Genomic DNA, 24,889 nt, shown 5'->3' with positions numbered 1-24,889 from the left:
TTGAATCTAATTATATTTTTTTTAATTAATTTTTATTATATTTAAAGATATTATATTTCTTTAATTATCTTTTTTTTAAATTGGTTTTTTATGTTAAAATAATATTGATATTTTTTTTAATAGTCATTTCTTCTTTTCATTTGTTCCAGCATATTTAATGATATTATATTTTTTTAATTATTATTTCTTTTTTCATTTATTTTATTGTATTAAATAATCTTATATTTTTTTAATTGTCTTTTTTTTCATTTGTTTGATTATGTTCAAAGAATTTTATGCTTCCTTAATTATTTCCCAATTAAATAACTAAAATTTATTTTTAATATAATCACTTGATTTTATTTTTAGAATAATTCAGATGCTTATTTTAAAATAAAAATAATTTTTAATATGTTTTTAATTAATTTAATAATTCTTAAATAGTATTCTTATTTTTAAGGGTTTTTAGATTAAAATAACCTTTGGTTAATAAACCGAAAAGTTTATATATGATGAAGTGCAAGTAATATTTAGTTACAAAAACTAACTAAAAGATTTACATTAATAATTGTTGATAAATTTTTAATAAATTCTTTTAATTCTTTATTTGGTTGTTGAAATTAAATAAATTTAATTAAAAACAATTGATTAAATGAATTATTTGAATTTAACTGGAATTAATCCTTTTAATTGTTTATCGGTGATTAATTTGTATTTATTTGGTTTTTTAAATAATGGGATGGTCTTTAAATCTTTAGGTTAATTTTAATGTATTTGTTGAAATTTTCATGTTTCAGTTTGTTTGTATTTGACCAATCTCAGTATTTGAATTATTGATTAAATTCAAGCATCGATTAAATGATTTTAAGATTAATTCTAAAATTAATTCAAAAAGTTAATTGATATTTCTGTGCCGTCGATGATTATTAATGATCTTTTATTATTGTAACTTGAAATAATATTTATTATATTATTTCGAAATGATATCGAGATCGAAAGGGAGTATTATTTCGAAATGTTATAAAATCGAAAGGGATTGTCGGTTTAGAATGCTGAAAAATCGAAGAGGATTATCGGTTTTAAATGCTCCAAATCGAAAGGGATGTTATTTCGAAATAGTATTTATCTATTTCAAATCAAATTCATATTAATTATTATTACTTAAAAAAAACTAAAAGGAGTTGAAGATCATGGCTGATGTAGAACTTAAAATTAAAGTTGCAGAAACATTATCTCAAAAGGATGTAGGTAAAAATATTGCTAAACTAGATATGGAATCTATGTTTAAATTAGGTCTTAAAGATGGAGATTTAATTGAAATCATTGGATCAAAACATACTGCAGCTATTGCAATTGCTTCTCAATCTGATATGGAATCAATCATTAGGATTGATGGTACCACACGTAAGAATTCAGGTGCTTCAATAGGTGAAGAGGTAACAATCAAAAGAGTGGAAGCAAAAGAAGCTAAAAAAATTGTTCTAGCTCCTATTGATGCAAGAATCAGAATTAGTGGAGACTTAAATAGCGCATTTAGAAATCAAGTGATGGTCCAAGGTGACTTAATCAATACTGGAATCAAAACCACTCCAAGAAGATCTGTTAGTGGAGGCTTATTTGATGATATCTTTGATGATTTCATGAATGGTCCTGGAATTGGTGCAATGAGCCAAATCAAATTGGCTGTTGTAAACACTAACCCTGGAGGGGTAGTGAAAGTAGGTCCAAATACTAAAGTTGAAGTCAATGAAGAGCCTGTTGATATTTCTAAATTAGAAGGTGTCTCCAATCTTGTAGATATTAGTTATGATGACATTGGAGGTTTGAAAGAGGAAGTTAAAAAGGTCAGAGAAATGATTGAAATTCCTCTTAAAAAACCGGAATTATTTGATAAGTTAGGTATTGCTCCTCCAAAAGGAGTATTGATGCATGGACCTCCAGGTACTGGTAAGACCTTGCTTGCAAAGGCTGTAGCAAACGAAAGTGATGCACACTTCATTGTAATCAATGGTCCTGAAATCATGAGCAAATATGTAGGTGGATCTGAAGAAAACCTAAGGGAATTCTTTGAAGAAGCTGAAGAAAATGCTCCATCTATCATCTTTATTGATGAATTGGATGCTATTGCACCTAAACGTGAAGAAACTCAAGGTGAAGTGGAAAGAAGAACTGTTGCACAGCTATTGACCTTAATGGATGGACTTAATTCCAGAGGCCAAGTGGTTGTAATCGGTGCAACAAACAGACCAGATTCCCTTGATGGTGCATTAAGAAGACCTGGTAGGTTTGACCGTGAAATTGAAATCGGCGTACCTGATAAGGAAGAACGTAAGGAAATCATGGAAATCCACACAAGAGGAATGCCTCTTGCAGAAGATGTTGACTTAAATGAGTTAGCAGATACAACTCATGGATTTGTAGGTGCAGATCTTGAAGCGTTAGCTAAGGAAGCAGCTATGAGAGTTGTAAGAAGAATCATTCCTGACTTAGGTGCCGATGATGAGATTCCTCCTGAAGTCCTTGAAAAGCTTGTAGTAACTAAGGATGACTTTAAGTCTGCACTTAGGGAAATCCAACCTTCAGCACTTAGGGAAGTTCTTGTACAAGTTCCAAATGTTACCTGGGATGATGTTGGTGGATTAGACGAAGCTAAACAAGAATTGAAGGAAGCTGTTGAATGGCCACTTAAATACCCAGACAAATTTAAGGACTTTGGCGTAAGGCCACCTAAAGGTACCTTATTGTATGGTATTCCAGGTACTGGTAAGACCATGCTTGCAAAGGCTGTAGCAAATGAAAGTGAAGCTAACTTCATTGCAATCAAAGGACCTGAACTCTTGTCCAAATGGGTTGGTGAGTCTGAGAAAGGAGTAAGGGAAGTCTTTAGAAAAGCAAGACAAACTGCTCCTACTGTAATCTTCTTTGATGAGATTGATTCAATTGCAAGCAACAGAGGTGGTGAATTTGGAGATTCTGGAGTAACCAAACGTGTCGTAAATCAATTGTTAACTGAAATGGATGGTCTTGAAGAATTAGAGGATGTTGCAATCATTGCAGCTACCAACAGACCAGACATTATTGATCCTGGTCTCATGAGGCCTGGAAGATTTGACAGACACATTAAGGTCGACACTCCAAATGAAGATGCAAGACTTGCAATATTCAAAGTTCATACTAAAGACATGCCTCTTGCAAAAGATGTAAAGCTTAAGAAATTGGCTAAAAACACCGAAGGATATGTTGGGGCAGACATTGAAGCTGTATGTCGTGAAGCTGCAATGCTCGCTTTAAGAGAAAACATTGAAGCCACTGAAGTCTCAGCTAAATTCTTCGATGAAGCTATGGATAAGGTAAAGCCAAAAGCCGTAAGTGATGAAGAAGGTTTGGTCCAATACTACTAATTGGACCAACCTTCATCACTTTTTTCCTCCGTGATTAATCATATTTGATTAATCCTTAAATTAAATCACAGAAACACAAACATTTACACACTATAAATAAAGTCAAAACATTTAAATCGTCTCTGCCCTATTCTATAGAAACATTATAGAATGGGGCTAAAAAACCTATAAAAACATTATAGGCTGAGATTATAAAACTATAGAAACATTATAGTTTTAAAGATTTAATCCATTATAAAACGTTATAAGCTGGGATAATCTATTAGAAAATACAAAATTAATGTCACGCTATAAAATAAAAAATATTCATATTTAATATTTCATATATTAAACCTTTAAAAAACTAAAACAATAAAACACTAAAAACACCTATAATATGTTGTAATGAATTAAAGAGTAGATTTTTTCATACCTTTTGTCTATCTTTAATTCATTACTCCTCTATATTTATCATATTTAATATTTCATATATTAAACCCAAAAAACTCAAAAAAATATACCTGAATTTAGGTTGTAATGAATTAAAGAATAGATTTTTTCATACCTTTTGTCTATCTTTAATTCATTACCCCTCTATATATCATGTTTAATATATTTCATATATTAAAAACTAAAAACTCAAAAAAATATGCCTAAATAGGTTGTAATGAATTAAAGAATGGATCGTTTCATATCTTTTGTCTTTCTTTAATTCATTACCCCTCTATATATCATGTTTAATATATTTCATATATTAAAACCTAAAAAAACTACAACAAAAAAACATTTGTAATTAAAGTTGTAATGAATTAAAGAATAGATTTTCTCATACCTTGTCTATCTTTAATTCATTACTCTCCCAGATTTTCTTTTTTTATTAATTTTTCATTTATCATCAATTCACTTTTTTTATTTTCATAAGGATTTTAATTTTCAAGATCCTATTTATTCAATATTTTCAAAAAAATTTTTAATTTTTAAAAACCTATTTATTTAATAAGAAATAAATTAAGTATAAGTTTTAAAAATTTAACAATTGTTAATCAATTAATTTAAGTTTGGGATATTATGGATAAGCATGTAATTGAAGCTTTGGGAAGAGCTAGAATAACAGTTCAAGATGGAAAAGTGGTAGATGTAGGAGAGCCTAAGATTGAATACTGTCCTTTGTTTCATAAGCACCGGGGAATTGAGAAGTTAACTCCTGATGAAATAGAAAAGAATATTCAATTTAGAATAGATGACTTTGGAATGTGCACTAAGGATAGGGTATTAAGGTTAAAGGACTTTTTATCCTTTGGTATTTCTGAAATATTATCCACTTTGCTTGATGAAAATCTAATCGATTGTGTGGTTATGGTCTGTGAAGGCTGTGGAACCGTACTTGTCACTGAAAGTGAATTGGCTCAAGGTGTAGGTGGAAGAGTTTCTGGGCTTGTTGAAACTAGTCCAATACCAGAGCTTATAGAACAGTTCCTTCCAAATCATGTTCTTGATGAGGAGAATGCTTCCATAGATCAAGTGGAAGGATTTAGATTAGCTATTGAAAATGGATATAAGAATATTGCAGTAACCATTTGTCATCCAGATGATGGAATAATTCTTAGGGAATTGGAAAAGGAATATGATGATGTGAATGTTTATATATTTGGAGTTCATTCAACTGGATTGACAAGAGATGAATCTGAGCTTCACTTTGATGTATGTGATGTAGTCACTGCCTGTGCTTCAAAACATTTACGGGATATTGGTGATGAAGAGGACATTTTTAGAGTGGGAACCTCAATTCCAATTTTTGCTGCAAGTGAAAAAGGAGAAGAATTTATTAAATTAAGATTAGATAAGATTGGAGGTCCTAAAAAGAAAACAGGAAACTCCAGGCATCCTAGTCCTTTAATTTAGAGATTTTCTTTAATAAAATCATTATTTTCTTTTTTTAATATTTATTATTAATTTTTATTCTATTTTTATTCATTTTATTTTTTCAATATTTTTTATTTTATTCTAATTATTAATCGTTCTAGTTATTCAATTATTCTATTTATTCAATTATTCTAATATCTGTGATTCTTTGCTGTTTCAATAATTAATTTTAAATGTATTGTAAAACATAAATATTATATTATATATTTATTAATTTTTTTTGGAGATTTAAATGTCAAAAGATGTAGTTTTAATTTTATCTGGAGGATTAGACTCTTCCACTTTATTATACAAATTATTAAATGATGGAAATGATGTAACTGCACTTAGTTTCAATTATGGCCAAAAGGCATCTATTGAAATTGAAAGGGCAGCAGAAATCTGTAAAATGAATAATGTTCCTCATTTCGTATTTGATATCCAGAATATTGTAGATTTGCTTAGCAGCAGTTTGACTGATAAAGACAATGACAATGTTGAAGAGCCACAAAGCACTGTTGTTCCAAGTAGAAATACAATATTGCTTGAGCTTGCAACTGCATTTGCAATAAGCAACAATAAGGAAGAGGTTTATTATGGTGCAATCAAGGCTGATGTCGGTGATTATCCTGATACCACTCCTGAGTTCCTGGAGAAAATCAATGAATTGAATAAGGTCAATAACTATGAATACATTCCTGTATGTGCTCCATTTATTGATACAGACAAAAAGGATGTTGTAAAACTTGCTTTAAAGTTAGGAGTGCCTATAGAAAAGACCTGGAGTTGTTACGTCAACAATGATGGAACTCCTTGTGGTGAATGTTTTAGCTGCAAATCAAGGATAAAAGCTATTGAAGAAGCTAAAAATGAATTAGGGATGGATTAATTTTAAAATCCAAATATGAATTAAAATATATTGATTAAGAATAATTTTTATTATATTCAATATCCAAATGAAAATTAGATTATATTGATTTAGATTAATTTTTATTCTATTTAAAATCCAAATGAGAATTAAAATATATTAATTAAGAATAATTTTTATTTATTATAAAATCATTTAAATTGAAAATTTTTATAAGCTACGGAGGTTATATTTATGTTAACATTAGTATCAGAACATAGGATTTATGGCTGTCACAAATTAAAGAATCAAGGAGGCAAATGCACTCAATGGCATGGACACCAATATAAGATTATTTTAACTTTAAAGGCTCCTTATAAGGATTTGGATTATAGGAATATGATTATGGACACCTATGACATTGAAGCAATATTCAATGAGTTCATTGGTGTAGACCATTTGAACTTAAATGAGTTTATGGATTCAGAAGATCCTACAATGGAAGAAATGAGCAAGTTCTTCTATGATGGATTAAAGCCTAACATTGAATGTTTAGTAAGTGTTGGAGTTTATGAAACTCCTGAAACTGGCGTAACTTATGAGTCAATGGAATAATCAAGAGAATTATTTTATTTTAGGGTTTTGTTAACAGAACTTAGAGTTTTTTAAAGTAGGTGATTAAGATTAAGGTTAATGAAATATTCACATCATTTCAAGGGGAAGGTCCTTATGTAGGAACTCCTGCAACTTTTTTGAGATTGTATGGCTGTAATTTAAACTGTGAATGGTGTGATACTGACATTTCAACATATGAAATGCTGTCTGTTGATGATGTTGCAGAGATTCTAATTACTCAAATGGAATTCAACAATATCCATACATTGATTATAACTGGCGGTGAACCTACTTTACAGATGGAAGAGATTAAGCGTTTGATTAAAGAGCTTCCAGATGATATTAGGATTCAGCTTGAGACAAATGGTTCCATTTTCGATTATGTTCCTGAAATGGAATATGTGATCAGTCCAAAGGAAGATAAGGAAAAGGTCTTTGAAAATTGTTATAAGTATGATAATGTTTTCTTTAAGTTTGTAATCACTTGTAAAGAGGATATAGATGAAGTGATTTCAATAAAGAGGAAGTATGGGTATGACAAGACAATCTGGCTGCAAGGTGAATTCAGCAGAGATGCTCAAATGGCTGATTTGATTAGGGAAAATTTCCCTCGTTTAGAAAATATCAAATTATCTGTTCAAACTCATAAATATTTGAATCAAAGATAAGCAGTTTTCTTAACTTTGTTAACATATTGTCGAATGAATTAATAATATACTTATATAAGTATATGCAAATATATTATTAAGAAATGTTTTTTAAATTCAAATCATATTTTTAAAATTAAGTGTGGAATTATGTATAATAGAATTTTGTTACCTACTGATGGATCTGAGTACTCTTTACGTGAAGTTAAAAGAGCTAAAAAATTGTTGGCAGAAGGCGGAGAGATTATAATTCTCGGTGTCGCTATAAAAATAAGAAAAACTGCTTTCCATAGGGCAAAACATGTTGCTAAGGTAAATAAGGATGTTGTTAAGGAAGCTAATGAAAATGTTGAAGATATGGCAAAACATTTTGATGATAGCTATAATGTAAGGACTGTTGTCAAATCTGGTTTCCCTTCTGAACAGATCAATAAACTTGCAAAAGGAGAAGACTGTGATTTGATTATTATTGCATCTTCTGCAAGAAGCGGACTTAAACACGTTGGTCTTGGAAGCGTAGTTGAAAATGTTCTTAAGGAATGTGAAAAAGATATTTTATTAATTCATAAGTAATTAATAAATTATTTTACTTTTTTTACTATTTTTTATAATTTATTTTAATTTTAGTTATTTTTTTTTTATATTGTCATTTCTAATTTTTATCATTTTTTTGGCTATTTTTTATATTTTTCATATTTCTTATTTTTTGATTTATCATATGTATTTTAGTTTATTCTTCTAAAAAACTTTATAAAAGTTTTCATTTTCATTTTTAACAATAATTGTTTCTTTAATTTATTTTTTAAAGTATAATTTACTTTTTATACAGTATAAATGACATAATATTTAAATACTCATTATATTATAAATTTAATTGTAGTTTATTTAGTATGAAATTTATTTTTTGCAAAGTTTAAGTTTCATATTTTTAGGGATTTTATAGTTTGTTAGTAAAAACATTAAAAAATTTAGCTAAGAAAATAAAACTAAAGGAGTGATATTATGGCAGATAAAAAACCTACAGCAGATAACTGGCCGGTAGTAAGTGGAGATTACATTGTAGGGGATCCAGAAAGCCCTGTTGCTGTTACAACTTTAGCTTCTCACAATGAAGACATCCCAGTTGCTGCTGGAGCAGCTATTGCTGGACCTTGTAAAACTGAAAACTTAGGTATTGAAAAAGTTGTGGCAAACATCATTTCAAACTCAAATATTAGATTCTTGATTCTTTGTGGGGCTGAAGTGCAAGGTCACATTACTGGTCAAAGTTTTAAGGCATTGCATGAAAATGGTTGCGACCCTGAGAAAAAGAAAATCACTGGAGCTACTGGTGCTATTCCTTTCGTAGAAAACATTCCAATGGAAGGTGTAGAAAGGTTCCAACAACAATTAGAACTCGTTGATATGATTGACAACGAAGATGGTGGAGCAATCACTGCAAAAGTAAAAGAATGTATCGAAAAAGACCCTGGTGCATTAGAAGAAGATGCTTTAGTAATTGATTTAGATGAAAAAGACAGTAAAAGCACTAAAATTGAAATGTCCTTAAAAGAGGATGTAATAGATACTGAAGCATGATTTATTTGTTTTTCTTTTTTTATTTTTTATAATTTTTTTTAGTTTTTTTTATTTTCTTTTTTTATCTATTTTTTTTTATTCAATCTCTTTTTTTAGTTTTTTTTTATTTTCTTTTTTCATCTATTTTTTTATTCAATCTCTTTTTTTAGATTTTTTAAAGATAGTAAAAATAGTTGGGATTTAGAAAATGGAATAAAATTATTATAACCCTAGTAAAAAATTATTAAAAAATTAGTATATAAAATAGGACTGTAAAAATTAATATAAAAATAGATAAAAAGTATAAAATAGTTTAAAATGGATTTAAAGGATATACTGATTGCTACTTATTTTTCCATAATGCTTAAGGATTTATTAGCAATTTCATATAATTGATCTTCCATTTTTTCTATTTCTGCTTCAGTCAATCCTTCAAATAATAATTGGTCGAAGTTTTTAAATAATTCTGTGGATTTTTCAAAAACTTCTTCTCCTTTTTTAGTTAAATGTAACCTACGACGTGCATTGTTTTCTTCGTCAATGGTTTTATAGGCCAAGTCCTTTGCCTCTAATTTTTTAAAGGTTTTTGTAATGTTGGCTTCAGATACATTTAATAGATGTGCAAGTTCCCTTTGGCTGATTCCATCATTATAATAGATTTTTGATAAAAACATGGTTTCTGCAGGTTTAACACTTAAATCGCTGCCATTTTGTTTATAAAACTCTTCAAACCCTTTCTTTAGTTTATACCAAGAATTGAGATAGCTTTTTTCATAGTTAAAAACAGAATTTTTTTTCATAGTATATCCTCACATTTTCGTGTTAATATTTAACTTTGTTAATATATATAAATGTATTGATAAATAAATGAATAAAGTTATAACCTAATAAAAATATCATAATACAATGTACAAAATTATTCATTTTTCATACTAATTTATTTTAAATAAAAATGCTTATTTTGTTATTATGTTTAATTTTTTGTGCTATTTTATTAACTTTTACAAATTTTTTAATTTTTATTTCTTATTTTAGTTAAAAATCTTTTATTTTTTTAACCACTCTTATTATTTTGTTTAAAGTTGAGGGCGCCCATTAAATCATAATCCTATTCCTTTCATCTGCTGATGCATTGAATCCTTTTACATATTTATTTGAAAAGGATATTTCCTTTGACTCCAAAAGAATTATATTTATTTAAAAATATAATTTTAATTAATTATTCTTTTTAATATTTATTGAGGTTTATTTATGGATAGAGATAAAATCATAGTAAGAACCAGTGTCATTGGAATACTGGTGAACCTTGTTCTTGTTGCATTTAATGCGACTATTGGAATAATGGTAAACAGTATTGCAATTACATTGGATGCAGTAAACAACCTGACTGATGCTTTATCTTCAATCATCACAATTATTGGAACAAAATTGGCAGGTAAGGCTCCAGATAAGGATCATCCTTATGGTTATGGTAGGATAGAATACTTTTCTTCTATAATCATTGCAGTGATTGTTTTGCTTGCAGGAATAACTGCTTTGGAGGAATCAGTTCCTAAGATATTCAATCCTGTCCTTGCAGATTATACCTTTGTTTCAATATTCATAATTGCAGTGGCAGTGGTTGTAAAGTTCTTTTTAGGAAGGTATGTTAAATGAATAGGTAAGGAAATAAATTCACAGTCATTGGTTGCATCTGGAAGCGATGCATTATTTGATGCAATTCTTTCATTATCTACAGTTGTTGCAGCAATCATCAGTTTAATATGGCACATTAGTTTGGAAGGTATCTTAGGTACAATAATTGCATTTGTCATTATAAAGGCAGCTATTGAAATGCTCTCTGAAACATTAAGCAGCATGATTGGTAATCGTGTTGACAGTGAGATAACAGACAAGCTTAAGGATAGGATCAGTCAATTTGATGAGGTAAGAGGAGTTTATGACTTGACTCTCCATAACTACGGTCCTACACAATTGATGGGTTCCGTTCATGTTGATTTGAGAGATGACATGACTGCAAAAGAGATTCATAAGTTGACCCGTCATATTCTATATGCTATTTATGAAGCGTTTGGAATCATATTGACTGTTGGAATCTATGCATCAAACACAGATAGTGAAGAAACCAGAAAAATCAAGGAAAGTCTTAATGAGATTGTTAAAAAATATCCTGAAATATTGCAAATGCACGGGTTCTATATAGATGAGGATTTCCGTTTAGTCACTTTTGATTTAATCATTGATTTTGATGCAAATCGTGCTGAAATAAAAGACAAAGTCTTAGATGAAATTCAAAATAAATATCCTGATTATCAATTTGATGCAATCTTAGATGCAGATTATAGTGACTAGTCAAAACTTTTTAAAAAAAGCTATTCAAATGGTCTCACTTTCAGTTCCAAAATTCATGAACTGATTGATTAAATATTATATGCAATTTGGATTTATGGTTATGGTGACTAAACTCACTGTAATCTTATTTTTTTCAATGATTATTTGATTCGTAAATTATGAAACAAATATTTTTTTAATTTTTTATGAAGAAGTGAAAATTTCAAATTTTGTTTAAAAAAAGGACATTTAAGTTTTTGATAATGTTTTAAAATTAGCAGTTTAAGTTTTGGTAAGTTATTTTAAAAAGGGAATAAATTTGATAATATTTTAAAAAGAGCATTTTGAATAATGGTTATGGGGGAGTTTTAATAACTCTCCCTTTATTATTCATTAAGTGTTTTCTAATTATATTGCAGTCCATCTTGCAGTCCATCCACCGTCAACACAGATTAATTGACCGGTACAGAAACTGGATGCGTCAGATGCTAAGTAAATTGCGAGACCGTCTAATTCACCAGGTTTACCTAATCTTCCAGCTGGACAGTATGCTGCAATGAGGTCCATGAATCCATCCATTTCAATGGAGTCTACAGTTAATTCGGTTTCGAATACAGCAGGACCAATAGCGTTTACGGTAATGTTGTATTTAGCCCATTCTACAGCTAAGTTTTTGGTTAAGTTCATTACTCCACCTTTTGCAGAGGAGTATGCACTAATTCCTCCACCAGGGAAGATAACTCTACTGTGGATAGAACCGATGTTAATGATTTTACCGTATTCTTGTTTGATCATGATTTCTCCAACAGCTTTACACATGTAGTATACACCACTTAAGTCAATGTGGATGTGTCTTTCCCATTCTTCGTTGGATTGATCAGTGACCATTTTGTTGTTACCCATACCTGCTGCGTTTACAAGAATGTCGATTCTGCCATATGCATCCATTACTTTTTCTACGGATGCGGTAATGCTGTCGTAGTCACCTACGTCAGTAACAGCGTACATTACTTCAGTTCCGTAGGTTTCTTCTATTTCTTTAACATTTTCTAATAATCTATCTTCTCTTCTAGCAAATAATGCTAATTTTGCGCCTTGGCTTGCATATGCTTGAGCAATTTGCCAACCTAATCCTGAGGAAGCACCAGTAATAACTGCTACTTTGTCCTTAATGTCGAAATAGTTTTTCATTTTAATTCTCCTTTTAAATTTTCAACTTGTTGGTTAAAACTAATTGTATTAGTTAGCCAATTTTGTTGTATATTTTATTCAGTTTTCCAACAAATGTTGGTTAAATAATTATTTAATTTTTTAATTATTTAAATGTTTATTTTTCATTTTTTTTAGATTTAACATGGTTAAATTTATTGTTTTATTTGTATTTCTTAATTGTTTGTTCAAAAAATCTCTTTTTAATTGTGCATTAATTATTTTTATTATGCATATCTTTTATCTTGCCTAAAATTTTTAATGTTTTTTATCATTTTATTTAGTTTTGTATCGATAGAACTAATGATTTTTTATAATTTTGTTTATGAAAAAATTTTTCAAAACCCTTAATTTGCTTCATTGATACCTGGAAAAAACTGTTTCAGTAATTTTTAGGAAAAATTTATTTTTATTTTTTTACTTAATCAACTTATTTATGATAAATTAATTAAATAATAAATAACATAACTTAACATGTTATAGATTATTTAAAGGTAATCATTTAAATTTAAAATTGATTTAAAATTATTAAAGGTGCTTTAATGACTCAAATGACTGAAGCTAAAAAAGGCAATATCACTCCTGAAATGAAGGAAGTTGCAGAATTTGAAAAGATAGATGCAGATAAGATATTAAAGGGAGTGGCTAATGGAACCATTGTAATACCAAAGAATATTGGAAGAGATACAAAAGCTTGTGGTATTGGAAAGGGATTAACCACTAAAATCAATGCAAACATAGGATCTTCAAGCAAGATTGAAGATATTGATTTGGAAATAAAAAAAGCAAGATTGGCAGTTGATTTTGGTGCAGATGCAATAATGGACTTAAGTACTGGACCTAAATTATTGGAGTTCAGGGAAAAGATAATGGACTCTGTAGATGTGCCTATCGGAACCGTTCCAATTTATGAAGCAGGAGTTATTACATTAAACAAGGGAAATGAAATCATTGATATGGATGAAGATGACATTTTCAATTCCATCATCCATCAGGCAAAGGATGGGGTTGACTTCATGACACTTCACTGTGGAATAAATCAGGATTTGGTTGATAAGCTTCAAAAGGCTAAAAGAATGATGGGTATTGTAAGCAGAGGTGGAACATTCTTGGCTTCTTGGATTTTGCACAATGAAAAGGAAAACCCATTATATGCAAATTATGATTATCTTCTTGAAATCGCTTTGGAATATGACATCACCCTTTCTTTAGGTGATGGATTGCGTCCTGGATGCTTATCTGATGCAACAGACACCTCTCAAATTCAGGAATTGGTTACCTTAGGAACTCTTGTTAAAAGAGCACAGGAAGCAGGAGTTCAAACAATGGTTGAAGGTCCAGGTCATGTACCTTTAAATCAAATCAGGTCAAATATGGAAATCCAAAAGACCCTATGTCATGGAGCTCCATTTTATGTGTTAGGGCCAATTGTCACTGATTTGGCTCCAGGTTATGATCATATCACTTCCGCTATTGGAGGAGCTATTGCAGCTTCAAGCGGAGCAGACTTCCTATGTTATGTAACACCTGCAGAGCATTTGTCTCTTCCTTCATTGGAAGATGTTAAGGAAGGAGTTATTGCAAGCAAAATTGCAGCTCAAGCTGCAGATGTTGCCTTAGGTTTGGATACTGCATGGGAAAAGGAAGTTAAAATGGCAACTGCACGAAAGAACTTTGATTGGGAAGGACAATTTGATTTAGCCTTTGATAACGTCAAGCCAAGACATTATAGAAATAAATGTGAATTAGATGATGATGAAATGTGTGCTATGTGCGGTGAATATTGTGCAGTAAAAATAGCCAAAGGAGACTTTTAAATTCATTTTATTTTTTAGCTTAAGAGCATGATGCATTGTTTCTAAGATTATGGTTTGTTTGTCTTATGAATTGTTCTAAAATAGTTTTATTTTAATTGGGAGATTAAAGAAATGAAATATCAAGAGCTTGTTAATGTTTATGAAGCATTAGGTGCAACTACAAAAAGATTGGAAAAAACAGAGATTCTATCAGATTTTCTAAAGACTGTTGAAGATGATGATTTGGATAAAATCACATTAATGGCTTTAGGAAGTGTTTTCCCTTCTTGGAGTGAAGAGGAACAGGGAATTGGTGATAAGCTTGTTATGAAAGCTGTTGGAGATGCTGTAGGCGTTTCTGTAGATGTAGTTGAAGATGCCATTCGTGATGAAGGTGATATTGGAGCAGCTGCAGAAAAGCTCTATACTAAAAAGGCTCAAATGACATTTTTCTCACAGCCTTTAACTGTGGCTTTTGTTTACAATCAATTAAGAAAATTAGCAACAATATCAGGTAGCAGATCAACTGCCCGTAAAATCTCCAATATTCTTGAGCTTTTATCCTCCGCTTCTGGAAAGGAAGCCAAATACATTTGCAGAACCATATTGGAAGAGCTTAGAATTGGTGTAGGTGAAGGTATCCTTCGTGATGCAATTTCCCAAGCTTTTGATGTTGACAAGGCAGTTGCTGAAAGGGCACATATGCTGACAAATGACTTAGGTCTTGTTGCAAAGGTGGCAAAGTCTGAAGGTGAAGATGGACTTAAGAGCTTGACCTTAATTCCTGGAAGGGCAGTAAAGCCTATGCTTGCACAATTGTCTGAGGGCATTGACATTAGCATTGAAGAGATGGGCTGTGCACTTTGTGAGACAAAATATGATGGATTTCGTACTCAATTTCATAAAAACGGTGATGAAATCACCTTATTCACTCGCCGTTTAGATAATGTAACCCACGCTTTCCCAGATGCTGTTGAATATATAAGGGAAGGTTTCCCAGATGAGGATTTCATTGCAGAAGGGGAAATTGTAGGTTATAAGGATGGTCGCCCACAGGCATTCCAAAATGTATTGCAAAGGGTTAGAAGGAAATATGATATTGCTGGAGCAATGGAAAATGTGCCTATAAGGATATTTTTATACGATTTGCTTTACTTTAAGGAACCTATTGTTGATGAGCCAATTATAAAACGTAGAGAAATCTTGGAAAACACTGTAGATTGTTCCCGTGATGAATTGAATTTAAGTGATTCTGTAAAAGTAGGTCCTGAGAATATTGATGATGCAATAGCATTATTCAATAAGTCAATTGATGGCGGACATGAAGGGATTATGATTAAAGACTGTGGCGAACCTTATATTCCTGGAATTCGTGGCAAAAAGATGTTGAAATTCAAAGCTGAACCTGAAACATTAGATGCAGTTGTTGTTGGAGGAATAAAGGGAATGGGTAAAAGAGGAGAAGTTATAGGATCTTATGAGATTGCTCTTCGTGATGAAAACGATGAACTGCAAGTCATAACCCGTATTGGAAGTGGACTTTCAGATGATGATTTGACAAATCTCACAAAACAAATGGAAGAGCTTAAAATCTCAGAGAAAGGAACTCACATTACTGTTCATCCAAAAATTGTTTTTGAAATAAAATATGCTGAGATTGTAAAAAGTCCAGAATATCCTGCAGGATATTCATTACGTTTCCCTATTGTAAAATCAATCAGAACAGATAAGGGAGTAGAGGATATCGATACAATAGAAAGATTGGCATTAATGTATGAGAGTTCATAATGGGTTGAATTTTTTAACCCTTATTTTTCTTTTTTTTATTGGTTTTATTGGTGTTTATTTAATTTTTTTTATTAGTTTCTTTTTCTGTATTTTATGGTGTTTATTTAATTTTTTTATTATTTTCTTGTTTTTTATGGTGTTTATTTAATTTTTAGCCCTTATTTTTCTTTTTTTCTTGGTTTTATTGGTGTTTATTTATTTCACAGCTATTTTTCATCTTCTTTTTTTAAAGACTTTTTAATTTTCCAATAGGAAGTATGGGAAATATTCAAATTCATGCTTTTCCACTTCTTTCATTACTTTATCCTTGTCTTCAGGATTTTTTTCAAGATAACGCTGTAAAAATCCTGTTTGCCCTTGGAAACACATTTCAATATATTTCTTTACTTTTTTATTTTCTGCAGCTTTATGGCTTTCATTTAAGTCATCCATGACTTTTAAACGATCCAATACATTAAATTGGTATGTCATTTCCTGTTGTGAAACTGAAGTTTCCCTTTGAATTCTATAGTAATTAACTTCTTCTTCCTTTTTTATGAAATAGAATTCAAAGTCAAATTTGGAATATAGATTTCCATAAAATGAAACATCTTCACCGCTATTTAGTTTAGTATTGAACTGAACTCTTTTTGCAGCATAAGTTGGGATTGTTTTAGCTACTGTAACTGCCGCTTGGCTCATGAATTTGACTGGTGCATTTTTAATGATTCCATATTCCTTTTCAGAGGATGGTACGGTGGATTTTGCTTCTTTAGTGTTTATATTGTAATTCATAAAATTAGCCATTGTTATCCTATTGGGCTTGGAATATTCCAATAATTTCTCAAGATAATTTGGACTGATGAAGTCGTCATCATCTACAAATGTAATAAATTCCCTTTTGGATAATTCCATTCCAATATTTCTGGCGTTAGCTGCTCCTGGATTTGGAGTAAAATGGAAAGTTACATTTAGTTTAGGGTATTTTTTAATAAATTCAGATAAGATGTCAATTGTAGAGTCTAATTCTCCATTAAAAATAAAAATAAGTTCATATGATTCTGGATTTAATGTTTGACTTTCTAAAGATTCTAAAAGTGTGTTAATGTGGTTTTCTCCCTTATAAGTAGGTATAATAACACTTATTCCCTCTTTAAATTGGTTTAAGGTTTTTATCTCTTCCTTAAGTTTTTTGTTTTCCTTTTTTAAATTATCATTTTCCCTTTTAGCCTTTTTTGTTTCTTCTTTATAATGGTTGAATTGATTGCTGTGGGATAGGATAGAATGTTTAATTGACATTTAATTGCCACCTAAACTTAATTTATATAATATTAATCTCAATTATTTTATATAAATATTTTTTTAATATTGATTTTTTCGCTTTTTTTGATTATTCTTATTTTATTATAATCTATTGTTTTTTTAAAATTTATCATTTGATTTTATTTTTCTTAATTTATTTGTATATTATCAGTTTATTGTTAAATTACAATAATATAATAAGTTTATATTTAATTTTAAGTAATATTTATATTGTATTACTTAAATAAATAATTTTAATTATTTTTTTCATAAAATAAAGTAGTTATATAAATCTTTGAAGTGAAAAAAATAAAGTATTTATATAAAATCTTAAAGTGAAAAAATACATATTTTTTTGCTTTAAAAGCGATAAAAAAGAATTATTGGAGGGATTATATTCAAATTACGGATGAAAAGATATTTAAAGTTGCATTGATCACATCACTTGTAGGAATTATTGGAATGCTTGCTTTTGCATCATATATTGAACCGAAGGAAATTCAAATCAAAGACATTTCAAGAAACAATATTGGAGAAACGGTAGCAGTCACTGGGGTGATTGAGTCTATTAAAATGTCTTCAACTGGCAGTTCATGCTTTATGGAATTAAATGATGGAACTGGCAAGATAAATTTAATCATCTTTGAATCGACTTTAGTTGAACTTCAGGATGCTGGAAATGATGTAAATGATTTTAAGGGTCATAAGGTAAAGGTTGTTGGTAGCATAACGGAGTATAAGTCTTCAATGGAACTGATTCTATCTAATTCCAATTCAATTAAACTGATTTCCTGATTTTTTAGTTTTAAAAATTGGCGATTTAATAATTATTATATTTTTATTTATTATTACAATTTTAAAAATTATTATTTTTTTTTTACAGAGGAATTTATATTAACAGGGGAATATAATAATTATTAGGAGGTAAGTATGATGGGTATTTTAGCCACTTCTAAAATTTATGGGAATTATCAAACAAGCATCCCAAGGGAATTTAGAAAAAATGTTTAATGTTGATAAGGATAGCATCTTGGAATGGGGGGGTAAATGAAAAAGGAGAACCTACTATAAGTTTTAGAAAGAAAAGAGATTTTAAGGAGTTTGTCGGCGCTTTTAATTTGGATGAAGAAACTAATTCCGTTGATTTAAAGAGGAGCTTGTAAATGAAATATTTTTAGACACTTCTTTCATTATGAAATAACTCTTATTGAAGAATAATTGATTTTTAAAAAAATATTTAAACTTTATAAACAAAAATATATGTATACTTAAGAGTAATTTGATTACTTGATATTTGATTAAGTTTATAAAAGGTAATAAAATGACAGAAAAAAGATTATTTGGTACATTTGGTGTAAGAAGAACTGCAAATGATGTTTTAACTCCTGAATTTGCATCACGTCTTGCTGCAAGTTATGGATCTATTGTTCAAGGAACTGTAGCTATTGGAGGAGATACAAGGACAAGTACTCCAATGCTTAAATATGCAATCACTGTGGGATTGCTTTCCTCTGGTTGTGACGTAGTGGATTTAGGAATTCTTCCAACTCCAGCTATTCAATATGCTGTAAGAAACTATTATGATGGTGGAATCATTGTAACCGCTTCCCATAACCCTCCAAAGTATAATGGACTTAAATTTGTAGATGAGTTTGGTATAGGAACTCCAGATGATATGGAACTTGAAGTGGAAAGGATGTACTTCGATTCAGAACCAAATCGGGTATCTTGGGATAAGATTGGAGATTGCTTCACTAACCAAACAATCATTAAAGAGTATATTGCTGAAACCTTAAAAAGAGTTGATGTGGAAGCTATCAGAAACAGAAAGCTTAAGATTGTAGTTGATTGCGGTTCTGGAGCAGGTTGCTTTACAGCTCCATATATCCTTAAGGAATTAGGTTGTGAAGTGACAACCATCAATTGTCAAGCTGATGGATTCTTCCCTGGAAGAGATCCTGAGCCAATTGAACCAAACCTTCAGGATTTGATTGCAACTGTTAAGAATTTAGGTGCAGACATTGGTCTTGCTCACGATGGTGATGCAGATAGAACCATCTGTATTGATGAGAAAGGAAACTTTGTTTTAGGAGATAAGACCTTTGCACTTGTAGAAAAGCAAATGCTAAAAGAAAATGGTGGCGGAATCATCGTAACCACTGTTGCTACCTCTCAAGCAATTTATGACATTGCAGAAGAATACAATGGTGAAGTTATAGCTACTGCTGTTGGAGATTTGCTTGTTGCAAGAAAGCTTAAGGATACTGATGGCTTATTCGGTGGAGAAGAAAACGGTGGTCTAATTTTCCCTAACTTTGTTTATGGAAGAGATGCAGCTATGACTGTAGCTAAGATTCTTGAAATTTTAGTAAAAGAAGGCAAGCCATTATCTGAACTTGTAGCAGAGCTTCCAGTTTATTATCAGCAAAAATTGAAAGTGGAATGTGCTGATGACTTAAAGCAAGAGGTCATGGCTAAAATCGCTGATGAAATCAATGAAACCACTGACTTTGAGCTTGATACAACTGATGGAGTAAAAATATTAAAAGATGATGGTTGGGTAATTGTCAGACCTTCCGGTACTGAACCGATCTTCAGATGCTTCGCTGAATCTGACTCCCAAGAAAAGGCTAATGAAATGGCTGAATGGGGAATTAGTTTAGTGGAAAAATATAAGGGATAGTTAAATTTCCTTTTAAGCAACAAGTAGTTTGATAAATTTTATAATGGATATTGGAGATTAATTTTAATTATTCTCTAATATTTAACTTTTTTTTTAAAGCATGATTCCTGATAACAATAAATCAAAGCTAATACTTATTTTAGTGATTATTTTAGCCTTTGCTATAATATTTTTCGGATATGCAATATCTTTGAAAAATTCCAGCACTTCAAGTCTTAATGCTATAGCAAATGATGATGATTTCAGTTCTTCAACTGAAAATATAGCAAAAAATAAGGACATTTACATTAACCAATCCTATCCTGATGGGCCTACAGCAGAAGCTAAAATAGATTCGTCTAATGTAAATTCAAAATTGCTTGGAAGCAATGATTTGGGGACTGTAGAGTTATTAGGTCCTTTTGGAAATCCAAATTCTGATAGGAAAATAGCCTATTCGATAGGAATGCATCCTTTTGAAAGCAAATCTCATAAGGCTTTATTTGATACTGTAAAGTCTAAAGACAGTTCATTGGATTATTGTTATTATATCTACAAAATCAATGTGACAAATTACAATACAGATGATGAAGGCAGATTGGATGGTCAGCTTCTTGCTCAAGAGTTTGTGGCTCCTCATATAATCAAGAATGATTATGATTTGTTTGTGGATGTTCACAGCAATAAGGGAACTGTTGAAGGGTCATATGAAGAGACTAACTTTGTCTTTGCAGTGGGAAAAGATGAAAAGTCAGAAGTGATTGTAAACAAGATCTTAAATAAGATGCCTGAACTTGTTTATTATTTCCCAAATGCACAGTCCAGCCCTCCTTACATTACATTGCCGGTAGAGCAGGCAGGAACTCCAACTGTAAATTATGAAACATATTCCTTTGAGCCAATCAATACAACCTATGATTTGATGGATAAGTTTGTAGATGCAGTGGATAGTTTGGAATTTTAAGACAAGTGGTTATAAAAAGTTTAATGGAATAGATGCAGTGGATAGTTTGGAATTTTAAGACAAGTGGTTATAAAAAGTTTAATGGAATAGTGAGAGTGTATAAATGTTTAGGAAAGATTATCCTCAAGAACCAACAGATGTGGCTAAAGTAGATTCTTCCATGTATGATGCAGAACTGATTGGAGAAAACGACTTGGGAACGGTTCATGTTCATGGACCTTATGGGAATTCAAAGTCTAATGTAGAAATTGCCTATTTGATTGGCATGCATCCAATGGAAAGCAAGGCACATAGAGGATTATTTGATACAATAGTAGAATGGGATAAGAAGGGACTTTTAAACTATACATATTATATTTACAATATAAATGTGGCTGGAGAGCTTGATGCAGAAACAGAAGGTCGTATGGATGGCCAATTGCTTGCTCAAGAGTTTGCTGCACCACATATAATCAATAGCAAATATGATTTCTTTGCAGATATTCACAGCAATAAAGGCTTAAAGGGACCTGGAACCTATGAAAAAACCAATTTCATTTTTGCTCCAGGATTTGATGATGAGTCAAGCAATCGATTGAAGGTGATATTAGAGAAAATTGAGGAACTTGTTTATTATGCTCCAGAGTATAGAGCAAGCCCACCTTATATTACAATTCCGGTTGTGGAAAGCGGTATTCCAACAATTGTTTATGAAACCTATTCCTATGAACCTATGGAAAGGACATATGACTTAAGTGAAAAATTAGTTAAGGCAATTGACAATTTGGAGTTTTGATTTTAGGCTTTTTTTAAGCCTTTTCTTTTTTTAAATAATTTTATATATTTTTATAAATAGATTATTAATTACTTATTTTAAAAAAGGGGCATTATATGGAATTGGGATGGATAGATTTTTCAAAATCAGAAAGAGAGAAAATTTTAAATGTTTTAGATTTATTAACAGAACTTGGAGTTCTTGATGAATTGGGAATAGCGCCTATTCGAGATAGATTTTCAGACTTGTTTTTTCCAGGAACTTCCACTATCCAAACTCGAGCAAAGTACTTTTTCATTGTTCCTTATGCTCTAAAAGACTTAGAATTAAATAATGAAAAGAGCTTTAGTAAATTAAAAAGAAATTTGGATGATACAGAAGAGAAATGTGCGAGAACCTTATTGGATATAAATTTTCATGAAAGGGGAATTATAGGTAGAAGATCCATAGCTGCTAATAAATGGGTTAAAAGAACTCCTGCAAGCATTTATTGGGCAGGTCTTAGAAAATATCAAATCTTTAGGGCAAATATTTCCATTGACCAATATATCAAAATAATCGCCTTTCAAAAACAGAAAAAATCAAATATTCTTAAATTAGGAAATAATGAGGATAATGAAGAAGAGCATGATGACAAGAATGCTGGTGTTGGTCAAAAGGTTCATTTTTTAAATATTCCTTCTTATAATCCAAAGTGGAAAAATGAATTTGATATGAATCTAACTCCAGAAGAGGGACAATTTCTGAAAAGCCAAATCATTTCCAGTTGTGGAGATAGTATGATGGTCCATATTTTAAAGGACAATATGTACGAAATTTTAGAATATGCTTCTTTCAGGGATTTAAAAGGTATTATTGGGAAATTTCCAGAAAAAATCCAAAAGGATTATTATAGGGCAAGGTCATTTTCAGAATTTATCTTTGTTTTGAGGGTAATTTATAATTTAATAGTCTCAGAAGGGGAAAATGAAACTGCAAAAAAGGAGTTTGCGTCATTAAAGCCTGATTTATCAAATTTTGCTCAAGTGGATATTGAAGAGATATTTGCTTCTTTAAAAATATATAATCCTCATCTAAGAACTTTTTTAATTAAATCTAGAGATTTGATGAAAAATGAGGATTATGAAGGCTTAAAAAATATTATAAAATCTAGAGAACTTATGCTGAAAGGACAAAATAGGTCCAAAACAGCTCATCCTGGGGAATTTGATAAAGATTTATGGTTTGCTGGAGGATATTTGGATTATCGATTCAATAATGCTAAAAACATCATAAGGGATATTTTTGAAAGTGAAACTCCAGATATTGTGGAGAAATATGTTTTAGAGGATAATGGCAGTAAAATGGAGGGGCTCTAAATGTTAAATCCTAACAATAACCGTTTAGATTATGGAGATATTTTATCTCCTCCAAATAATTATCAATTGGATTTTGCAATAGGAACTACATATTCCCTAGATTTGGATGCTTTAGTAGGTGCAGCAATATCTTTAGGTTTATCTGAAGAGACTGACACTAATCTTATCAATAATCCCATTTTTTTATTGGAGGCTTTACGCACAACTGCTGATAAAGTTATTTTATTCTGTGAAGGTGGTCAGATTCACCTTCCAAATCAACCAAATCCTTTGTATATTTTACTTGAAGAAATGGTATTTCAGGTAAGCAACTCTAAACTTATTCAAAGCAAATATGCTTCATTTCATCCGAAATTTTGGTTGTTGAGATATGTTGATGAAGAGAATAATGTTCTTTATAGGGTTGTTGTCTTAAGCAGAAATCTCACTTTTGATAGGAGTTGGGATATTAGTTTTTCTATGGATGGGTTTAAAAGTGAAGAAAGAACAGATAAAAATAATCCTATAATCGATTTTTTAGCTTATTTGAAGGAGTTCTCTAAAAATGATGAAAAGAGTTCCAAAATCTCTGCAGTTATTGATGAACTGCAATTCGTTCGTTTCGAATTGAACTCCAATGACTTTTATGATTTTGACTTTATTCCTAATGGGATTGGGGATTACTCTATAAGTGACTATCCTTTATTCAATGAATCCTTTGATGAACTTTTGATCATGTCTCCATTTTTAAGTAAGATAATTATTAGGGCATTTAATGAGAATATCAATAATGATAAGGCAATGCTTTTTACAAGAGAAAATTCATTAAACGGCTTTACAGAGAAGGATTGCGGCAATTTCGAAATCTTTTCCTTAAAGGACCAAATTATTGATGGTGAATCATTAATTTCTGAGGAATCTGATGAGAATTCTAAAAATGAAATTATTAAACATGATATACATGCTAAAATGTTTATGGTAAGGCATGGGAATTTGACAGATTTGTATTTAGGTTCTTTAAATGCTTCATATAATGCTTTAGACGGTAATGTTGAATTTATGATTAGGCTTAGGGCAAGAAGTGATAAGTTAAACCTTAAGCTATTGTCTGAAGCTTTGTTTGATGGTGAAAAGGGAGGTCCTAATAGTCCATTTCAATTAGTGAATATTGAGAAGTTTGCTGATGAAAAAGAAGCTCCTGAAAATAATGACTTGAGCTTAATTGTTAAAGCCATCAGTCGTTCAAATCCTAAAGCCTGTATTGCATTTAATGAAAATTCATATAATATTGGATTATGCTTCAATAAGTTGAAAGAAGATTTCATTGCAAAATTTAAAGATTATAAAATTGAGATTAGGCCGTTATTATCAAAGAAGAAGTCTAAATTTGAAAGAAAAATTTGCTTTAAAAACATTGATAAAATTAGATTATCTGAATTTTTTGTTGTTTCTGTATACGAAAAGACTGAAGAGGGAGAATCTTCTATAGAACGAGTAATTAAAGTTCCTGTATCTGGTTTACCTGAAGACAGGGAAAAAGAAGTAATTTCCTCTGTTGTTAATGACAAGGAAGCATTTATCAGATATGTCGCTTTTTTGCTTGGGGATGACTATATTATTAGTGTTATGGAATCTGAAATGATGGATGGATTAGGCTCTGCTAATCTAAGCTTTAGAATGCAATTGCCGGAATTATATGAAAAGATGCTAAAGGCTTCACTTTATGCTCCTGAGAAATTTGATGAATTGGAATTTTTAATAAAAACTCTTTCTGATGATGATGTAATTCCTGATGGGTTTGAAGATCTTTATAATACTTTTAAACAGGTGGTTGATTAAT

The 24,889-nt window shown here is 30.5% G+C and carries 20 protein-coding genes and 1 pseudogene; 18 read left to right on the top strand and 3 right to left on the bottom strand.

The window, feature by feature from the left end; genetic code table 11:
- Nucleotides 1-1,169: 1,169 nt before the first annotated feature.
- The 7 genes and pseudogenes from QZV12_RS06610 to mtrA all read left to right on the top strand — a co-directional run.
- On the top strand, nucleotides 1,170-3,380 hold the full coding sequence (locus QZV12_RS06610) for a CDC48 family AAA ATPase (protein WP_295619115.1): 2,211 nt from the start codon (nucleotides 1,170-1,172) through the stop codon (nucleotides 3,378-3,380).
- Nucleotides 3,381-4,427: 1,047 nt separating this feature from the next.
- On the top strand, nucleotides 4,428-5,261 hold the full coding sequence (locus tag QZV12_RS06605; RefSeq protein ID WP_295619112.1) for a methanogenesis marker 8 protein: 834 nt from the start codon (nucleotides 4,428-4,430) through the stop codon (nucleotides 5,259-5,261).
- Nucleotides 5,262-5,514: 253 nt separating this feature from the next.
- Complete coding sequence (queC, locus tag QZV12_RS06600; RefSeq protein ID WP_295619109.1) at nucleotides 5,515-6,150, top strand: 7-cyano-7-deazaguanine synthase QueC; 636 nt, start codon at nucleotides 5,515-5,517, stop codon at nucleotides 6,148-6,150.
- Between the two features lie 213 nt (nucleotides 6,151-6,363).
- Nucleotides 6,364-6,723 carry a 6-carboxytetrahydropterin synthase gene (locus QZV12_RS06595; RefSeq protein WP_295619106.1) on the top strand — a complete coding sequence of 120 codons (360 nt, stop codon included), beginning with the start codon at nucleotides 6,364-6,366 and terminating at the stop codon, nucleotides 6,721-6,723.
- Between the two features lie 59 nt (nucleotides 6,724-6,782).
- Entirely contained in the window at nucleotides 6,783-7,391 is a 609-nt protein-coding gene (locus QZV12_RS06590) for a 7-carboxy-7-deazaguanine synthase QueE (protein ID WP_295619103.1), read from the top strand.
- Nucleotides 7,392-7,520: 129 nt separating this feature from the next.
- Entirely contained in the window at nucleotides 7,521-7,943 is a 423-nt protein-coding gene (locus tag QZV12_RS06585; RefSeq protein WP_295619100.1) for a universal stress protein, read from the top strand.
- 429 nt (nucleotides 7,944-8,372) lie between these two features.
- Nucleotides 8,373-8,882 (top strand): annotated as a pseudogene (gene mtrA / locus QZV12_RS06580) (tetrahydromethanopterin S-methyltransferase subunit A); the annotation flags it as partial.
- A 392-nt stretch (nucleotides 8,883-9,274) separates the two neighbouring features.
- Here mtrA and QZV12_RS06575 read toward each other — a convergent pair.
- On the bottom strand, nucleotides 9,275-9,727 hold the full coding sequence (locus QZV12_RS06575) for a MarR family winged helix-turn-helix transcriptional regulator (protein ID WP_295619097.1): 453 nt from the start codon (nucleotides 9,725-9,727) through the stop codon (nucleotides 9,275-9,277).
- Between the two features lie 451 nt (nucleotides 9,728-10,178).
- Here QZV12_RS06575 and QZV12_RS06570 point away from each other — a divergent pair, with 451 nt between their 5' ends.
- Both QZV12_RS06570 and QZV12_RS06565 read left to right on the top strand, forming a co-directional pair.
- Nucleotides 10,179-10,583 (top strand): cation diffusion facilitator family transporter, encoded by a 405-nt coding sequence (locus QZV12_RS06570; protein ID WP_295619094.1) that lies wholly within the window; start codon nucleotides 10,179-10,181, stop codon nucleotides 10,581-10,583.
- A 27-nt stretch (nucleotides 10,584-10,610) separates the two neighbouring features.
- Complete coding sequence (locus QZV12_RS06565) at nucleotides 10,611-11,279, top strand: cation diffusion facilitator family transporter (protein WP_295619091.1); 669 nt, start codon at nucleotides 10,611-10,613, stop codon at nucleotides 11,277-11,279.
- Between the two features lie 387 nt (nucleotides 11,280-11,666).
- Here QZV12_RS06565 and QZV12_RS06560 read toward each other — a convergent pair whose 3' ends face one another.
- Nucleotides 11,667-12,449 (bottom strand): SDR family NAD(P)-dependent oxidoreductase, encoded by a 783-nt coding sequence (locus QZV12_RS06560; RefSeq protein ID WP_295619087.1) that lies wholly within the window; start codon nucleotides 12,447-12,449, stop codon nucleotides 11,667-11,669.
- A 560-nt stretch (nucleotides 12,450-13,009) separates the two neighbouring features.
- On the opposite strand from QZV12_RS06560, the gene thiC reads away from it, so the two are divergent.
- Both thiC and QZV12_RS06550 read left to right on the top strand, forming a co-directional pair.
- On the top strand, nucleotides 13,010-14,284 hold the full coding sequence (thiC, locus tag QZV12_RS06555) for a phosphomethylpyrimidine synthase (protein ID WP_295619084.1): 1,275 nt from the start codon (nucleotides 13,010-13,012) through the stop codon (nucleotides 14,282-14,284).
- Between the two features lie 111 nt (nucleotides 14,285-14,395).
- The gene (locus tag QZV12_RS06550) at nucleotides 14,396-16,051 is read left to right on the top strand and encodes an ATP-dependent DNA ligase (RefSeq protein WP_295619081.1); all 1,656 of its coding nucleotides are present in this window, start codon (nucleotides 14,396-14,398) and stop codon (nucleotides 16,049-16,051) included.
- A 237-nt stretch (nucleotides 16,052-16,288) separates the two neighbouring features.
- On the opposite strand, the gene QZV12_RS06545 is transcribed toward QZV12_RS06550, so the two are convergent.
- A complete protein-coding gene (locus QZV12_RS06545; RefSeq protein WP_295619078.1) occupies nucleotides 16,289-17,329 on the bottom strand; it encodes a glycosyltransferase family A protein in 1,041 nt (346 codons plus the stop codon).
- 435 nt (nucleotides 17,330-17,764) lie between these two features.
- Here QZV12_RS06545 and QZV12_RS06540 point away from each other — a divergent pair, with 435 nt between their 5' ends.
- The 7 genes from QZV12_RS06540 to QZV12_RS06510 all read left to right on the top strand — a co-directional run bounded on the left by QZV12_RS06540 (nucleotide 17,765) and on the right by QZV12_RS06510 (nucleotide 24,888).
- Nucleotides 17,765-18,127 carry an exodeoxyribonuclease VII large subunit gene (locus QZV12_RS06540; protein ID WP_295619074.1) on the top strand — a complete coding sequence of 121 codons (363 nt, stop codon included), beginning with the start codon at nucleotides 17,765-17,767 and terminating at the stop codon, nucleotides 18,125-18,127.
- A gap of 215 nt (nucleotides 18,128-18,342) precedes the next feature.
- Nucleotides 18,343-18,495: a hypothetical protein gene (locus tag QZV12_RS06535; protein WP_295619072.1), complete on the top strand. Its 153-nt coding sequence runs from the start codon at nucleotides 18,343-18,345 to the stop codon at nucleotides 18,493-18,495.
- 158 nt (nucleotides 18,496-18,653) lie between these two features.
- Nucleotides 18,654-20,015, top strand: coding sequence for a phosphoglucosamine mutase (gene glmM / locus QZV12_RS06530; protein ID WP_295619068.1), 1,362 nt, complete (start codon nucleotides 18,654-18,656; stop codon nucleotides 20,013-20,015).
- 100 nt (nucleotides 20,016-20,115) lie between these two features.
- Nucleotides 20,116-20,958, top strand: a complete 843-nt coding sequence (locus tag QZV12_RS06525) for an adhesin (protein WP_295619065.1) — start codon at nucleotides 20,116-20,118, stop codon at nucleotides 20,956-20,958.
- Nucleotides 20,959-21,061: 103 nt separating this feature from the next.
- Entirely contained in the window at nucleotides 21,062-21,733 is a 672-nt protein-coding gene (locus QZV12_RS06520) for an adhesin (RefSeq protein WP_295619062.1), read from the top strand.
- Nucleotides 21,734-21,828: 95 nt separating this feature from the next.
- Nucleotides 21,829-23,070, top strand: a complete 1,242-nt coding sequence (locus tag QZV12_RS06515; RefSeq protein WP_295619060.1) for a DUF6361 family protein — start codon at nucleotides 21,829-21,831, stop codon at nucleotides 23,068-23,070.
- Nucleotides 23,071-24,888 carry a hypothetical protein gene (locus tag QZV12_RS06510; RefSeq protein ID WP_295619057.1) on the top strand — a complete coding sequence of 606 codons (1,818 nt, stop codon included), beginning with the start codon at nucleotides 23,071-23,073 and terminating at the stop codon, nucleotides 24,886-24,888.
- Nucleotide 24,889: the final 1 nt, after the last annotated feature.

It is taken from the genome of uncultured Methanobrevibacter sp., assembly GCF_902769175.1.
Taxonomy (GTDB): Archaea; Methanobacteriota; Methanobacteria; order Methanobacteriales; family Methanobacteriaceae; genus Methanobrevibacter.
Note: the sequence above shows the minus strand (reverse complement) of the source record. Positions and strands in the feature narration are given on the sequence as shown.

Bases quoted from the DNA above. Each gene is read 5' to 3' on its own strand.
- glmM (WP_295619068.1), top strand. From the start codon at position 18,654: ATGACAGAAAAAAGATTATTTGGTACATTTGGTGTAAGAAGAACTGCA.
- thiC (WP_295619084.1), top strand. From the start codon at position 13,010: ATGACTCAAATGACTGAAGCTAAAAAAGGCAATATCACTCCTGAAATG.
- QZV12_RS06525 (WP_295619065.1), top strand. From the start codon at position 20,116: ATGATTCCTGATAACAATAAATCAAAGCTAATACTTATTTTAGTGATT.
- QZV12_RS06570 (WP_295619094.1), top strand. From the start codon at position 10,179: ATGGATAGAGATAAAATCATAGTAAGAACCAGTGTCATTGGAATACTG.
- QZV12_RS06610 (WP_295619115.1), top strand. From the start codon at position 1,170: ATGGCTGATGTAGAACTTAAAATTAAAGTTGCAGAAACATTATCTCAA.
- QZV12_RS06585 (WP_295619100.1), top strand. From the start codon at position 7,521: ATGTATAATAGAATTTTGTTACCTACTGATGGATCTGAGTACTCTTTA.
- QZV12_RS06550 (WP_295619081.1), top strand. From the start codon at position 14,396: ATGAAATATCAAGAGCTTGTTAATGTTTATGAAGCATTAGGTGCAACT.
- QZV12_RS06510 (WP_295619057.1), top strand. From the start codon at position 23,071: ATGTTAAATCCTAACAATAACCGTTTAGATTATGGAGATATTTTATCT.
- QZV12_RS06545 (WP_295619078.1), bottom strand. From the start codon at position 17,329: ATGTCAATTAAACATTCTATCCTATCCCACAGCAATCAATTCAACCAT.
- QZV12_RS06535 (WP_295619072.1), top strand. From the start codon at position 18,343: ATGTTGATAAGGATAGCATCTTGGAATGGGGGGGTAAATGAAAAAGGA.
- QZV12_RS06595 (WP_295619106.1), top strand. From the start codon at position 6,364: ATGTTAACATTAGTATCAGAACATAGGATTTATGGCTGTCACAAATTA.
- queC (WP_295619109.1), top strand. From the start codon at position 5,515: ATGTCAAAAGATGTAGTTTTAATTTTATCTGGAGGATTAGACTCTTCC.
- QZV12_RS06515 (WP_295619060.1), top strand. From the start codon at position 21,829: ATGGAATTGGGATGGATAGATTTTTCAAAATCAGAAAGAGAGAAAATT.
- QZV12_RS06575 (WP_295619097.1), bottom strand. From the start codon at position 9,727: ATGAAAAAAAATTCTGTTTTTAACTATGAAAAAAGCTATCTCAATTCT.
- QZV12_RS06560 (WP_295619087.1), bottom strand. From the start codon at position 12,449: ATGAAAAACTATTTCGACATTAAGGACAAAGTAGCAGTTATTACTGGT.
- QZV12_RS06605 (WP_295619112.1), top strand. From the start codon at position 4,428: ATGGATAAGCATGTAATTGAAGCTTTGGGAAGAGCTAGAATAACAGTT.
- QZV12_RS06520 (WP_295619062.1), top strand. From the start codon at position 21,062: ATGTTTAGGAAAGATTATCCTCAAGAACCAACAGATGTGGCTAAAGTA.